Origin of the sequence: Pantoea sp. alder81 (assembly GCF_020179835.1) — a bacterium.
Taxonomy (GTDB): domain Bacteria; phylum Pseudomonadota; class Gammaproteobacteria; order Enterobacterales; family Enterobacteriaceae; genus Pantoea.
Genome location: NZ_JAIUDA010000002.1, coordinates 646,593 through 660,533 on the forward strand (window position 1 = coordinate 646,593; position 13,941 = coordinate 660,533).

Annotated in this window: 12 protein-coding genes; 6 read left to right on the forward strand and 6 right to left on the reverse strand. The window is 51.8% G+C overall.

The genetic code is table 11. The features are described from left to right. Window positions 1–42: 42 nt before the first annotated feature. On the reverse strand, window positions 43–1,032 hold the full coding sequence (locus tag LBW88_RS07915) for a tyrosine-type recombinase/integrase (protein WP_224931107.1): 990 nt from the start codon (window positions 1,030–1,032) through the stop codon (window positions 43–45). Window positions 1,033–1,200: 168 nt separating this feature from the next. Then, on the reverse strand, window positions 1,201–1,752 hold the full coding sequence (locus tag LBW88_RS07920; protein ID WP_224931104.1) for a GNAT family N-acetyltransferase: 552 nt from the start codon (window positions 1,750–1,752) through the stop codon (window positions 1,201–1,203). Between the two features lie 210 nt (window positions 1,753–1,962). On the opposite strand from LBW88_RS07920, the gene LBW88_RS07925 reads away from it, so the two are divergent. After that, complete coding sequence (locus LBW88_RS07925) at window positions 1,963–2,166, forward strand: hypothetical protein (protein WP_034824993.1); 204 nt, start codon at window positions 1,963–1,965, stop codon at window positions 2,164–2,166. A gap of 80 nt (window positions 2,167–2,246) precedes the next feature. Beyond that, window positions 2,247–2,972, forward strand: a complete 726-nt coding sequence (locus tag LBW88_RS07930; protein ID WP_224931100.1) for a 4'-phosphopantetheinyl transferase family protein — start codon at window positions 2,247–2,249, stop codon at window positions 2,970–2,972. A gap of 155 nt (window positions 2,973–3,127) precedes the next feature. Here LBW88_RS07930 and LBW88_RS07935 read toward each other — a convergent pair whose 3' ends face one another. The 3 genes from LBW88_RS07935 to apbE all read right to left on the reverse strand — a co-directional run bounded on the left by LBW88_RS07935 (window position 3,128) and on the right by apbE (window position 6,560). Further along, the gene (locus LBW88_RS07935) at window positions 3,128–4,780 is read right to left on the reverse strand and encodes a multidrug ABC transporter permease/ATP-binding protein (protein WP_224931097.1); all 1,653 of its coding nucleotides are present in this window, start codon (window positions 4,778–4,780) and stop codon (window positions 3,128–3,130) included. A gap of 85 nt (window positions 4,781–4,865) precedes the next feature. Continuing rightward, window positions 4,866–5,507, reverse strand: a complete 642-nt coding sequence (gene alkB / locus LBW88_RS07940; RefSeq protein ID WP_224931094.1) for a DNA oxidative demethylase AlkB — start codon at window positions 5,505–5,507, stop codon at window positions 4,866–4,868. A 15-nt stretch (window positions 5,508–5,522) separates the two neighbouring features. Then, a complete protein-coding gene (gene apbE / locus LBW88_RS07945) occupies window positions 5,523–6,560 on the reverse strand; it encodes an FAD:protein FMN transferase ApbE (RefSeq protein ID WP_224931091.1) in 1,038 nt (345 codons plus the stop codon). A 399-nt stretch (window positions 6,561–6,959) separates the two neighbouring features. Between apbE and LBW88_RS07955 the strand changes: the two genes are divergently transcribed. Then, the gene (locus tag LBW88_RS07955; RefSeq protein ID WP_224931088.1) at window positions 6,960–7,112 is read left to right on the forward strand and encodes a hypothetical protein; all 153 of its coding nucleotides are present in this window, start codon (window positions 6,960–6,962) and stop codon (window positions 7,110–7,112) included. Window positions 7,113–7,427: 315 nt separating this feature from the next. On the opposite strand, the gene ompC is transcribed toward LBW88_RS07955, so the two are convergent. Then, the gene (gene ompC / locus LBW88_RS07960) at window positions 7,428–8,528 is read right to left on the reverse strand and encodes a porin OmpC (RefSeq protein ID WP_224931084.1); all 1,101 of its coding nucleotides are present in this window, start codon (window positions 8,526–8,528) and stop codon (window positions 7,428–7,430) included. 910 nt (window positions 8,529–9,438) lie between these two features. Here ompC and LBW88_RS07965 point away from each other — a divergent pair. From LBW88_RS07965 to rcsB, 3 genes are read left to right on the forward strand one after another with little or no spacing between them, the layout of a single operon-like run. Next, window positions 9,439–10,593: an MFS transporter gene (locus LBW88_RS07965; RefSeq protein WP_224931081.1), complete on the forward strand. Its 1,155-nt coding sequence runs from the start codon at window positions 9,439–9,441 to the stop codon at window positions 10,591–10,593. Between the two features lie 23 nt (window positions 10,594–10,616). Continuing rightward, window positions 10,617–13,274 (forward strand): phosphotransferase RcsD, encoded by a 2,658-nt coding sequence (gene rcsD / locus LBW88_RS07970; RefSeq protein ID WP_224932013.1) that lies wholly within the window; start codon window positions 10,617–10,619, stop codon window positions 13,272–13,274. 1 nt (window position 13,275) lies between these two features. Then, on the forward strand, window positions 13,276–13,926 hold the full coding sequence (gene rcsB / locus LBW88_RS07975; RefSeq protein WP_034825012.1) for a response regulator transcription factor RcsB: 651 nt from the start codon (window positions 13,276–13,278) through the stop codon (window positions 13,924–13,926). Window positions 13,927–13,941 lie beyond the last annotated feature (15 nt).

Below are 13,941 nucleotides of genomic sequence, written 5' to 3' on the forward strand. Positions count from 1 at the left end.
AACTAATCAGACATTAATAAAAATTATTCCGGGTTTAAATTTTCACCCCATTAAGACTGCTACAGAACTTGCTTTTAAGTGACTATATCGTGCCAGCATTCCGATACTTTTATGTCCAGAAATGCACTGTAGCTGAATTGTGTTTAGCCCTTTCTCAGCGTAGCGAGTGATCGCAGTGTGTCTTAGGCTATGAAAACACACGTCAGATAATTTTATACGCTTTGCAGCTCTTCTGAATGCCTGTGAAACCGTGTAATCCACGTATGGAAACAATATCTGGTCGCTATCTCTGCCATCGCATAGCTCTTTTAATAAGGAGAATGCTACTGATGAGAGTGGAACATCTCGGCTTTCGCCATTTTTTGTTTCCGTCAGATGGATAACCCTCAGTTTGAAGTTCACCATGTCGGGTCTCACACTCAAAATCTCACCACGCCTCATCGCAGTTTCGTATGCAAGTATCACAATTGGCTTAATTCGCAGACTAATGACATCAAGCAGCATCTGATATTCCAGAGGTTCAATAATCTTTTCACGTGGCTTTCCAGGCGGCGGTAACTTAACTGGTTGCACCACATCTTCACATTTGATTCCTTTCTCAGCACTCGCCCAACGCAATAATCGCGAAAGTAACTGCATCTCAAGTCGCACAGTGCTGCCAGCCACAGATTCCATGCGTTTGCTGCGATACCCAGCCACCGCTTCACTTGTGATGCATTCAATCTGAGTGTCGTTGAAGTAACCCGATAGTGTGTTGAGCTTATACATAATGGCTTCATAACCTCCACGTTGTTTCCCGCTTATGGTCATAACTTCCTTGAGGTAGTCTGGTGCTAACTTAGCGATAGTGTTGATTTTGGGTCTGCCACGATGGGGCGAGTCTAAATTTTGATTGGGATGATTTTGCTCATGAGATTTAGCCCATGCTTGAGCTTTTTCTCGTGTCAGATGAGTAGATGAAACAGGTTTACGTCCAGCGATTCTTATTTGAACATTCCACTTGCCAGAAGGTAGTTGTCTTATTGCAGCCATTCACATTTTCCTCTTGTGTGAATGCTGCTATGAAAAGGAATACCATGACCTAATGAAGTTCCAAGTAGGTCATGGGGTGTCCGGGGTCGGAGGTTCAAATCCTCTCGTGCCGACCAAAATCCCAAAAAAAGCAGCCTTTATGGCTGCTTTTTTGCTATCTGAAGGCCACTACTCCTTACCACGCTGCGCCAGCCACTCTTCACGCGTCAGCTCCCAGGTTCCTGCTTCTAACTCGCCCTCCACGAAGGTTTTGCGGTAGGTCTCGACTAACCGCATGCCGGTGCGTTCTGAGATGCGGCGAGAAGCCAGATTATCCATTGCCTTGGGCACGCGCAGACGCGTCTGGTCGAGGTGAGTAAACCAGAATTCGGTGACCGCTGCACAGGCTTCACTCATCAATCCCTGCTTCTGCCATTCGGGCACCAGCCAGAATCCACGGTTATCTTCCTCCCCCAAACGCAGCGAGATTAAGCCAATTAAGCTGTCGGGATCAGAGCGATGGCGAAGGCTCCAGTGCCATGCCTGCCCTGCTCTCATCGCGGGCAGCGCCATGCCATCAATATACTGACGGGCGCCATCATCAGGATAAGGCCAGGGCACGGAACCAATCAGATGGCGCACAATCTCCCAACGGGGAAAAACCTGCTGCACCTGTATCGCATCTTCGCTTTGCAGCGGTTGCAATAGTAAACGGGGTGTTTCCAGACGGGATATTTCCATAATGGCCTCCTTGGTTAACCCTTTCAGTATTATCGGAAAATCGATTTGATGAGAAATCCTCCGTCAAAAATTCAATCACTTACCGAAAGCAATCAAAGCGGAGCGGGATCACATTTTTCATCAAATATGACAGCATTTCACCTGATTGAAACAAAACTGTCATACAGTTTAATTACTCTAATCCTTCCTGTTTTTCGATGGACACCTATTATGGTCATCAAAGCAAAAAACCTGCAGGACGCGGAAGAACTCCTGCACTCAGGTATCAGTAAAGTAGAACTGGCTTACGATATCGGCAGCGACGATTTTTTCCGCCTGGCTTCGCGGTGGTGTGACCGCGGTGCACGCATTACCAAAGGCAATGAGCACTTTGTGGTGCAGATTAAAGGCATGTCCATTCCGCCTAATCACTAAACGCGTGTGAGCCGCTTTGGCTTGCGCTTTTCACGGCTGACGGGTAAAAATAACGTTTTAACCGTCAGCCGTGATGCTTAATGTTTGCTTCTGAAATTCCTCTTGCACTCCCCTCTTCTCCTTTTATCACCGCTGCGGCAATAACGCAGTCACCGCTTGCCATTGCATGGTGCGAATTTAATCAGCAGGCATGGCACAGCGACCTGCATCAACAATGGCAACTTCCGCTTCCAATAGCGCTACAAAATGTCGTGACCAAGCGTAAAGCTGAACATTTAGCCAGCCGCTGGCTGGCACAGCAGATGCTGTCACGCTTCGCGATGCCTGATTTTGTGTTGCGTAATGCGCCCGACCGCTCGCCTTTGTGGCCCGTGGGGATTCAGGCCTCACTTTCCCATTCGCAGCAGATGGCTGTGATTGCAGCAACTCGGGAACCTCTGTGCATCGGGGTGGATGTCGAGCAAGTGATGAAGGAACAGACCGCAGAGGAAACGGCGGAGATGCTGATGAGCAGTGCAGAGCGTCAGCGATTAGCATCAGAAACACTGCCGTTTGCCGCGGCGGCCACCCTGCTATTTTCGCTAAAAGAGAGTGTGTATAAAGCGTTGTGGCCACAGTTGCATCAGCCGATGGATTTTCTGCAAGCGGAGTTACTGGAGTGGGATCTGGCGCGAGGCCGCGCCACGCTCACGTTGACGCAGGACTTTTCACGCGAGTTTAACGCCCGTACACGCCTGCAGGCGCACTTCTGGCGGCGCGGCGACCGCGTTATCACTCTGATCGCTCATCCACTGAACAACCCATAAAAAAACCGGCTCAGAATCAATCTAAGCCGGTGACAACACAAGACGACAGAAGTGTTCCAGGGAGACAGAGACGAGGAATCTCCGTTGAAACTTACCTTACCCGTCAGACAACCCCTTGCCCAATAACGGTTTTTGCTAAGCTTTCCCGACTGTCGTTAATGGCCGGTGTCGGTGCGCTTCACCGCATCCAGCGTGGCCATCTCACGTTCGTTACCGGTAAGTTCACTAAGCTGGCCTTCGCGCATCTCCAGCAACCGATCGGCATGAATGAAGTAGTGATCATCATGGCTGATAGCAAACACCGTTTTACCTGACGCCTGTAACCATGGCAGCAGTTCGCGGTAGAAGATACGACGGAAATGCGGATCCTGATCGGCGGCCCACTCATCCAATAGCAGGATGTCGCGTTCTTCTGCCGCCGCCAACAGCAGCGCCAGTCGCTTGCTTTGCCCTTTAGAGAGCTGCAGATTCAGCACCTTATTGCCCTGTAGCTTAAGTTTGTCCTGCATCTTCAGGCGTTCCAGCCACTGCTGCACCAGCCCAGGATTGGCTGGCTGACCGCCGTGACTGATCAGGCGATCAAACAAATGTACATCGGTAAACACCGCTGAGAAGTGTTTACGGTAAGCATCGAGGTTGTGCCAGTCGACCACTTTACCGTCTAAGAGCAAACTGCCCGATTGTGGCTGATACAGGCCAGTGAGCAGCATCGCCAGCGTCGATTTGCCGCTGCCGTTGCCCCCAATCAGGAACACTAACTCGCCACGTTGCAGCGTCAGATTAATCGGGCCAACCTGGAAACCGTGCTCGCCATAATGGAAGCAGACATCGCGCAGCTCCAGTGTTTGCCAGTCACTCACCTGTGGCAGCGCTTTGAATTGGGCATCGTAAGGCGCGAGATCGAAGGTGTTGATTTTACGGAAGGCGACCTGCGCACTGAGTAAGGTCGGCAAGGCTCCCACCGCCGCCAGTAACGGCGTACGTAAGAACAACAGCGTCAGTGAATAGGTGGCAGCCACCGCCGTGTTCGCCCAGCCCAGCCCATTGGCCATAAAGAACACAATGCCAATCGCGCCCAGCATCATGATATTTGACCAGTTAACCGCGCTGAGATGGAAGGTGTCGGCACGAACAATATGATGGCGATAGCTTGTGGCGTTTTCCTGATAGACGCTGTCGTAAATCATCTGCGCACGCTCGCGGTTAAGCTGTAGCTCCTTGCGCCCTTCAATGATGGTCTGGAAATCACGGTATAGATCGTCTTCGATTTCACGCAGCTTTGCCATGTGTTGATAAACGCGTGACACCAGCAGCCAGCCGCCCACCAGCGTGATCACTAACCACAGGGAGGTTATCAGCAGCATTTTTGGTGACAGCCACGCCAGATAGAGCGCGGAACCCATGGTAATAATGATGCCCTGAATCAGCTCCGGCAGGCGGACAAAAGCGATAGTTATCGCACGCACATCACTGGTGAGTCCCGCCAACAGTTGCGCGTTACCGATCTGTTCGATGCGTTCAACGCGGGTGTCCAGAATACGTTTGATGAACTCACCGCGCAGCCGCCAGACAAAGTGGTGGCCAAGCTGAGTTAACGCCAGTTGCGAACCCAGCGTCACGGCCATCAGGAGAAACAGCTGCCCCAGAAAGCTCGGCAGCACCGAAATCGAGGTATTTACCGCGACGATCAGCTCGTTATTGATATAGGCGATTAAGCCGATGCCGAGCGCGGCGCTTAACAGCGTAAGCAGAATGACGCCAATAAAAGGCCAGCGATACTGGCGATAAACCACTTGCAGCAATGCCATTAACAGATTCCGGAGGTCAACCAAGCAGCCTGCAGTTTAATGGCGCGTCGAATGATAGCAAGATCAATTCTCATTCACCGCGCCGTTAATGGGCGCGGCGAAAAGTGAGGTTAAAGCGAAAGGCGCCCGCCGCCGGATGAATACCCGGTTTGAGCGGCAGAATGCCGTGATAGCGCAAGCGCGAAGGACCGCCCCACACCACGATATCCCCGTGCTCCAGCAACACGCGTTGCGTGGCATCACCGCGCTCAAAACCGCCGAACTGGAACACCGCAGGCAACCCTAAGGACACTGAAACTATCGGCTGACGCAGATCCTTCTCGTCTTTATCCTGATGCAGCGTGAGTTTGGCACCCGGTTCGTAGCGGTTGATTAAGCAGGCATCCGGGTTAAAGCCGGAGAATCCCGCTTCCTGCGCGGTTTGCTGCGCCAGCGTGCGGAACAGCGCAGGCATTGGCGGCCATTTGTGTCCACTGGCGTTATCCTGCTCAGTGTATTGGTAGCCGCGCGAGTCCGTTGACCAGCCTAAATCGCCACAGTTGGTCATCGCCACCGACATGCGATGCCCTCCGGGTGTGATGCGATGAGCAAAGGGATTTTGCCTGGCAATGTCATGTATTGCCGCCAGCAATGCGTCCGCATCGTCGCGTGCGCGGCGGCGTAAAATCACTGCGCCTTCCGCCAGCGGCTCTTGCCACGGCGCCTCTTCGCTAAACAGATCCAACATCTGCGCCTCCTGCCGTTATTTGCTTTCCTGATCGATCAGGAAAGATTTGAACTGGGGCGACATCCAGTGCGTAAAGCCGTCACCCTGTTTGCTGATCAGATAAACCGCCAAATGCTCTTTCAGTGCCAACGCTTGTGCCCGCTCGCTTCCCAGTACCATCAATCCGGTATCCCAGCCATCGGCTTCCAGCGCAGTGGTGGCAATCACGGTGGCCGACACCAGTTTATGTTCGATGGGTCGTCCGGTCGCGGGATCGATCACGTGTGAAATGCGTTTGCCGTCCAGTTCATAATAGTTGCGATAGCTGCCTGAGGTACTGATACCGTGCCCCTGTAAGTCAACGCGCGCCTCGACGGCGTTTTCACGATCGGTCGGTTTTTGAATCGCTACACGCCAGGGCTGGTTGCTGGCATTTTGCCCACGGGTTAGCACCGCACCGCCCACTGAGACCAGATAATCGGTAATGCCTTGCTGCTCCATCAATCGCGCCAGATGATCGGTGGCGTACCCTTCCCCCATCGTCGAAAGGTCGACATCCAGGGCGGGCAGATCTTTCTGCAGCCATTGCCCGTCCACGCTCTGAATCACATGCAGATGTTGTAAGCCGGTTTGCGCTTTCGCTGCATCAATCTGCCCCTGGCTCGGGGTGTGAGCTGGCTGTTTGGCGGGGCCGAACCCCCACAAATTGACCAGCGGGCCGACGGTGATATCCATCGCACCCTCGGTTTTATGGCCAATGCGCAGAGCTTCAACCACGATATCCGCCATATCCGCACTGATCGGCTGCGGCTGATTACCCTGATACTGGTTGAAGCGCGACAAAACTGAATCCTGCTTCCAGGTGGAGAGCTCCTGGTCATCACGATCAAGCTGCTGCTGAATAGCCTGCTGCAAAGCCGCCTGCCGTTGGGGATCCACGCCCGCCAGGCTGACACGCCACTGAGTGCCCATGGTTTTCCCCTCAAGAACCAGTGCGCTACGGGAGGCCTGTTGGTCGCAGCCGATCAACGCACCTGCCATAACACCACTTAGCAGAATATTCTTAATATCCATCACTTCCTCATCTGTAACGCATTAATTCATCCTGTTTCAAAGCATAAACCGCTTGTAAAACAGGCTAAAGCTGCTTGATGTTCATACCAGACTGCCACAGGATGGAGCGTTCAAGCCCCCAACCACACAGGAGCGACAGATGATTTTTATGATTCTCGCTGTATCCGCCGTTCTGTTTATCTTCGGGACTTTCCGCTGCTGGCAACACTATCGCCATCGCTTGATTCAGCATTACCCTTCGCGCAAACGTTAAATTTTTGCACCATGGATTGATAATATGCACCGCTTCAGCGCTGCCGGAGTGTAGCAAATTAGTTTGAGGCCGCGTGGCGCTGAGAGCGGTGATCTGGCATGAATTCTGCACCGTTGAGACTGAGTTGAATATCAGCGAGGTGCAAAATGGATAAGACGAAAACACAACAAACCTGGCAACACTGGCTGCGCTTCTCAGCGTTTACGCTGGCAGGCGTTGCGCTGGAAGGCAGTACACCGACGCCCAATACGTCCTCGGCGCCCGCGCCAAAAGCCAAAAAATGGCGCCCTGTATCGTAAATTTACCCTCCCAGCTCGCCCACGCCCGGATGTTCATCCGGGCGTCTTCCTGCCGCCAGGTGAAACACACGCTGCCCTGCCACTATTGATAAATCATTGAGAAAAGAGAAACGCTGAGAAATTGCCAGCATAAGGGCAGTTTAAAACTGCGTAAGTTGTGTTGTTAGTCGAAGGAACTATCGTGCAGGCGCAAATTGGGGAAAAGGCTGAAGAGAGAGCAAGTATTGCGGAGTGCGCTTAATGCCATTACTGCAATAGCGGCGGCCCGAAGGGAGACGAAGGGCGCACCGTGGCGCGCCCTACAGATCCTGCAACTTAGAACTGGTAAACCAGACCCAGCGCTACAATGTCATCGGTGTTGATACCGGCGGCATTGGTGAAGTTGTTGTCGTCCAGCATGTTGATCTGGTAATCAACATAGGTCGACATGTTTTTGTTGAAGTAGTAAGTCGCACCCACATCAACATATTTTTTCAGGTTCTGATCGCCGTAGTTCTGCACATTGCCGCGAGAAGAGACGAAGGCCAGGGATGGACGCAGACCGAAGTCGAACTGATACTGTGCCACCAATTCCCAGTTATCCGCAGTATCCGCATAACCGTAAGAAGTTGCGCTGCTTGAACCAAAGCGCGTCGCGTTGTACGAACGGGTGTACATCGCGGCCAGATACACGTTATTCGCGTCATATTTCAGCGCGCCGGTATAGGCATCTGCTTTATCACCACGTCCAAGAATGGCACCGGTGTTTTGGTTGTTAGTACGGTCAGACTGGAACATCGCTGCACCGATACCGAAACCAGAACCGATGTCATAGGTGGTGCTCAGGCCGTAACCATCACCGTTCTCACCCAGCACATCACGGCCAGTTGTAGACTCGGTTGGGTTATCGTTTTTGCCCTGATACTGAACGGCAAAGTTCCAGCCATCCACCAGACCAAAGAAGTTGGTATTACGATACGTTGCCATACCATTACCGCGCTGGAACATGAAGTTATCCGCGCCATAGGTATCGCCACCGAACTCTGGCAGAACGTCAGTCCAGCCTGAGACATCATAGATCACGCCGTAGTTACGACCGTAATCAAAGGATCCGGCATCACCGAATTTCACACCGGCAAAACCAACACGGGTGAAGCTGTTAGCGGTGCCTTCACTTTCTGAGGTGTTCAGTGCTGCCTGGTATTCCCACTGGCCGTAACCGGTCAGTTGGTCGGAGATCTGAGTTTCACCTTTGAAGCCGAAACGCAGGTAAGACTGATCACCGTCTGAGCCTGAGTTGTCGGAGAAATAGTGCAGACCATCGACTTTACCGTAGAGGTCTAATTTGTTGCCATCTTTGTTGTAAATTTCAGCTGCGCTTGCTGAACCTGCAACCAGCAATGCAGGGATCATCAGGGAGAGAACGCGACGTTTCATTTTATTACCCTCTTTAATGTGCCTTTATTTATGCCACTGCAAACTGAACGATTAAAAATTCAGCCGGCAAGCCATTGTTATTTTATACGGGGCAATAATCTATCACGAAAATGATACTAAATTTCCAAAAGTGTTTCATTGTATTTAATAGTTATTTCTAAATGTAAATATAGTGGAACTTATAATCAGCACGGATCAACAAAAAATACAGCACATATTGATAATCGATTATTTATTCATTTAATAACAACACTTTACATTGCAATATCATGCCGCACTGAATGATAAAACTAAAATCACCTCAGCGCATACAATTACTCCCGCTATCATCATTTATTTCATTATTCCCTTCATTCACCCCGAATGAGTTGTTTTACCCTAATTCCCGCCGGACATGTTTGTCCGGCATTTTTTTGGCCAAAATTCATCACCTTTCGGTAATTTTGAGTAAAGTTAGTTGATTGGGTTAAATTAACACAATCTCTACGGCGCATTATTTGTATTTTTCCGCACATTTTGTTCAATCGTTAGCCATCATTTTGCAATGTTAATTTCTGTGCGCAACTAAGAATACTGGAAAATACTCTGGTCCAGACTCCCTCCTATTTACCGACATGAGTTTTCTCTTATTCAATCGGTTAAGCCGAAGTGCAGCGATGATTTATTACCGCTGATGGTTTTATATTCATCCTGCTCAATCATGAAATCTCGATTTTCGACTAAAGATTCAGAGCAAAAAGGCTGTTCAGCCGCCAGGAAAGTTCTGGAAAAGCGTCACGCCACGCCAAAACTCGGTAATATGCCTGTTTCTGACGTTCATCTTTTCTGAACTCACCGGTTCTGAACAGCGGTGTGACACCAGCTTTAATGCTAAACTTCGTCGCTTTATTGGCTATTGAAAAAGACTTTTATGACAGCACTGGACGCCGCACAGCGCAATAATTTGCATCAGCGTGTCAACATGGGAACACGCATCGTCTTTCTGATCGCCGGACTTTGCATGTCGGCATGGGCGCCTTTGGTGCCGTATGCCAGCCAGCGCCTGGCACTGAGCGGTGCTTCTCTGGGTGGGCTGCTGCTGTGTCTCGGCATGGGATCGCTGGCAGCGATGCCGATCACCGGTGCGTTGATTGCCCGCGTAGGCGGCCGTCGGGTGATGTTATGTTCCACTTTAGTGGTGTTGGCGATCCTGCCACTGCTCACCCAGCTTAATGAGATGTGGTTGATGGCGGTGGCATTGATGATCTTCGGTGCCGGCTTGGGCATGCTGGATGTCGCCATGAATTTGCAGGCCGTTGAAGTGGAGAAAGCTGCAGGTAAGCCGATGATGTCGGGTTTCCATGGTTTCTTCAGCCTGGGCGGCATTATTGGTGCCGGTAGTGTCAGCCTGTTGCTGGCCAGTGGACTCTCGCCCTTGCAAGCCGTTGCGGTGGTGATGCTGTTGATTGTGGTGCTGTTGGTGATCAGCCTGCCAACGTTAATGACCGAACGTCTGCATCAGCCCGATCAGCCATGGCTGGTGATCCCACGCGGTTGGGTCGCCTTCCTGGGGTTACTGTGCTTCATTCTGTTTTTGGCAGAAGGCGCGGTGCTCGACTGGAGCGCGCTGCTGTTGCTGCAAAACGCCGGGATGGACGTAGCGCACGCGGGGCTGGGTTATGCCATCTTCTCTGTGGCGATGACAATCGGTCGTCTCACCGGTGATAAAGTGATTCAACGTTTTGGCCGTTACCCCGTGATGGTTACCGGTGCGTTGGCTGCTGCAGCGGGCATGACGCTGGCAGTGTTGCTGCCGTGGCCTCAGATTGCACTGCTGGCTTTCTTGCTGGTGGGATTCGGCTTAGCCAATACCGTGCCCATGCTGTTTAATGCGGCAGGGAATCAACACGATATGCCGTCGAATCTGGCGATTTCTGCCATGACAACATTAGGCTATGCAGGTATTCTTTCAGGTCCGGCTCTAATCGGATTTATTTCCCAGTGGCTCAGTTTGAGTGGCGCATTTTTATTGATCGCCCTACTGCTGCTGGCCGTTGCCGCCAGTGCTCGCCTGGTGGCGCGCTAATCGCAGGATCCTGAGACACTATGCTGCCTTACAAATTTCCGCTGACCTCGGGTAACGTTACCCGTTTCTTCGTGGTGTTCAACCTGGTGCTGTTTCTGGCGCTGGGTGCCATGGTGCACAACAGTGTCAACGCCTGGATCACCGAGAAGCGTTACGCGATGACCGATTTAGCGCGTGCGGTGCAAAAACGTATCGATGCCTCGCGTTTCGCCACCTGGCAGATTTATGAAAATCTCGCCACCAGTGCGGCCGGCTCAGCGCCCAATGCCAACCTTCAGGAAACCCGCCTGCGCCCGGATGTTTACTATCTGGAAAAGACGCGCCGTAAAACGGAAGCGCTGATCTTTGGGTCTCACGACAGCAGCACACTGGATATGACGATGCGCATGTCCAATTACCTCGATACGCTGTGGGGCGCTGAGAATCCCACCTGGTCGATGTACTTCCTGAATGGTCAGGACAACAGCCTGATCATGATCTCGACGCTGCCGTTGAAAGACATGGCGACGCGTTATAAAGAGAGCGCCATCAATACGCTGGTCGACAGCCGTCGCGCTGAGATGTTGCAACAGGCAAATGCCCTGGATGAACGCGAAAGCTTCTCACCGCTGCGCCACTTCGCCTGGCAAAACGATCACTACTTTACCCTGCGCACCACCTTTAATCAGCCTGGCCACCTCGCCACGGTGGTCGCCTTCGATTTGCCGATCAACGATTTGATCCCACACAGCATGCCGCTGGAAAACTTCCAGCTGATTCAGGATGCCACGCAGTCTTCCAGCACCAGCGGCGACGATGCCACCAGCGAAACCACTCATGTGTCGCTGGCGAATCCAAATCTGGAAATTGCGGCGTCATTGCCCAGCACGTCGTTACAGCTGGTTTATCGCGTGCCGCTCACCAGCCTCGCTATCGATACCCTGCATAACCTGATGTGGCCGCTGTTGATCAATCTGGTGCTGCTGCTGCTTTCCATTGCCGGCATCACCTTATTGCGCCAGCAGTCCTTGCGTCCGAATGAGAACCAAAGCGCCGAGTTAGATTCGCTGCGCATGCTGAATGAAGAGATTGTCGCCAGCTTGCCGGTGGGTTTGCTGGTGTATGACTTCGCCACCAATCGCACGCTGTTGAGCAACAAAATTGCCGAGCATCTGTTGCCACACCTGAATCTGCAGAAAATCATCAATATGTCCGATCAGCATCAGGGCGTATTGCAGGCCACCATCAACAACGAGGTGTACGAGATCCGCCACGCCCGCAGCGTGCTGTCGCCGCACACTCAGCTGTTTATGATGCGCGATCAGGACCGCGAACTGCTGGTGAATAAAAAGCTGCAAAAGGCACAGCAGGTGTTGGATCGTAATCATCAGATGCGTCAGCAGTTGATGCAAAATCTTGGTCACGCTCTGAACCGCCCACTGGAAAGTATGGTGGCGCAACTGGTGCAACTCAGCCAGCGTGATGACGATGAGAGCGTGCTGGATTTGCTGGATGAAAGTCAGGGCCTCGCGCGTTTGGTCGATGACATTGTGTTGTTGAACCGCCTGGAGGCGCACGACTGGTCGCCGGATGCCAGCGTGTTTAATTTGCAGGAACTGCTGGACGACATCGCGCTGGAAACCCTGCCGCTGATGCGTCGTAAAGGGTTGGCTCTGGTGGTTAATAACCATCTGGCAAATGACGAGATGCGCTTTGGCGATCGCCGTGCACTGCGCAAAGTGCTGACCACCCTGATGCACTACGCACTCACCACCACGCAGTGGGGCAAGATTACGCTGGAGATTAAGGCCAGTGAGGACAAACCCAACTCGGTGCTGCTGCATCTGGTGGATACCGGCTCAGGCCTGAGTGTCGATGAACTGGCGAATGTTGATTTCCCGTATCTGGGCGAAACCACCCAGGATCGCTATGGTCAGGCCTCCGGCATGGCGTTTTTCCTCTGCAAACAGCTGTGCAAGCAAATGGGTGGCCAGCTGGAGATCATTGCCAAACCCGATATCGGCACGCGCTATAATATTCAGCTACCGCTCGCGCTGGAACTGCAAGGCGAGCAGGAAGAGAAGCTGCTGGAAGGTGTAACCGCACTGGTCGATATCGCCGTTGAAGATGTGCACAAAATTGTATGCCGCCAGTTAGAGAACTGGGGAGCGAATTGCCTGACTTCTGATGAACGTTTATCAGGGCAAGACCATGATGTACTGGTCACCGACGATCCCGCCCGCCTTAATGGCTGGGCCCTGTTATTAGCTGGTGACGAAATGGGTCACCACGCATTGAACGATCAGCAATACCGGGTCAATTTCAATCTCAGTAATGCGCTGCTTGACGCGCTGCTGGCACTGATTGAAAAGCAAATGGCTCATGATTTGATGGAGGAAAGTAGTGAAGATGAGGCTGCCACGCCGTTAATGAGCGGAGGCTATTTCCAGCTGTTTACCGAGACAGTACCGCCTGATGTGAAGAGACTGTATACTGAGGCAGCGGAGAAGGATTATCCCTCGCTTGCTCAGACTGCACATCGCCTGAAAGGCGTGTTCGCCATGCTAAATCTGGTTCCAGGTAAACAGCTTTGTGAAGAGTTAGAACAACACATAAAACTATGTGACGATTTAACCATTATAAATACCACCAGTGAAATTGACGCATACGTCAACCAACTGCTGCAGCAAGGTAACCCATAAGATGAATAACCTGAATGTAATTATTGCCGATGACCATCCGATTGTTCTGTTCGGTATCCGTAAGTCTCTGGAACAGATCGAATGGGTCAACGTTGTAGGTGAGTTTGAAGACTCAACAGCACTGATTAATAGCTTGTCCAAACTGGATGCCAACGTTCTGATTACCGATCTCTCTATGCCAGGCGAGAAATACGGTGATGGCATCACACTGATTAAGTACATCAAACGTCACTATCCGGATCTCTCAATTATCGTTCTGACGATGAACAATAACCCAGCGATCCTGAGCGCCGTTTTGGATCTGGATATCGAAGGGATCGTACTGAAGCAAGGTGCGCCGACCGACCTGCCAAAAGCGCTGGCAGCCCTGCAGAAAGGCAAAAAATATACGCCTGAAAGCGTGGCTAAACTGCTGGAAAAAATCAGTGCTGGCGGTTACGGAGACAAACGTCTGTCGCCGAAAGAGAGTGAAGTTCTGCGCCTGTTTGCAGAAGGTTTCCTGGTAACGGAAATCGCGAAAAAGCTGAACCGCAGTATCAAAACCATCAGTAGCCAGAAGAAATCGGCAATGATGAAGCTCGGGGTGGAAAACGATATCGCCCTGCTGAACTACCTCTCTTCCGTGAGCGCGACTCAGGTTGAAAGAGATTAAGATATAACAAAGGCG

What these genes read in the sequence shown, in the direction of transcription:
- LBW88_RS07915 (WP_224931107.1), bottom strand. Translation starts at nt 1,032, where the DNA reads ATGGCTGCAATAAGACAACTACCTTCTGGCAAGTGGAATGTTCAAATA.
- LBW88_RS07920 (WP_224931104.1), bottom strand. Translation starts at nt 1,752, where the DNA reads ATGGAAATATCCCGTCTGGAAACACCCCGTTTACTATTGCAACCGCTG.
- LBW88_RS07925 (WP_034824993.1), top strand. Translation starts at nt 1,963, where the DNA reads ATGGTCATCAAAGCAAAAAACCTGCAGGACGCGGAAGAACTCCTGCAC.
- LBW88_RS07930 (WP_224931100.1), top strand. Translation starts at nt 2,247, where the DNA reads ATGTTTGCTTCTGAAATTCCTCTTGCACTCCCCTCTTCTCCTTTTATC.
- LBW88_RS07935 (WP_224931097.1), bottom strand. Translation starts at nt 4,780, where the DNA reads ATGGCATTGCTGCAAGTGGTTTATCGCCAGTATCGCTGGCCTTTTATT.
- alkB (WP_224931094.1), bottom strand. Translation starts at nt 5,507, where the DNA reads ATGTTGGATCTGTTTAGCGAAGAGGCGCCGTGGCAAGAGCCGCTGGCG.
- apbE (WP_224931091.1), bottom strand. Translation starts at nt 6,560, where the DNA reads ATGGATATTAAGAATATTCTGCTAAGTGGTGTTATGGCAGGTGCGTTG.
- LBW88_RS07955 (WP_224931088.1), top strand. Translation starts at nt 6,960, where the DNA reads ATGGATAAGACGAAAACACAACAAACCTGGCAACACTGGCTGCGCTTC.
- ompC (WP_224931084.1), bottom strand. Translation starts at nt 8,528, where the DNA reads ATGAAACGTCGCGTTCTCTCCCTGATGATCCCTGCATTGCTGGTTGCA.
- LBW88_RS07965 (WP_224931081.1), top strand. Translation starts at nt 9,439, where the DNA reads ATGACAGCACTGGACGCCGCACAGCGCAATAATTTGCATCAGCGTGTC.
- rcsB (WP_034825012.1), top strand. Translation starts at nt 13,276, where the DNA reads ATGAATAACCTGAATGTAATTATTGCCGATGACCATCCGATTGTTCTG.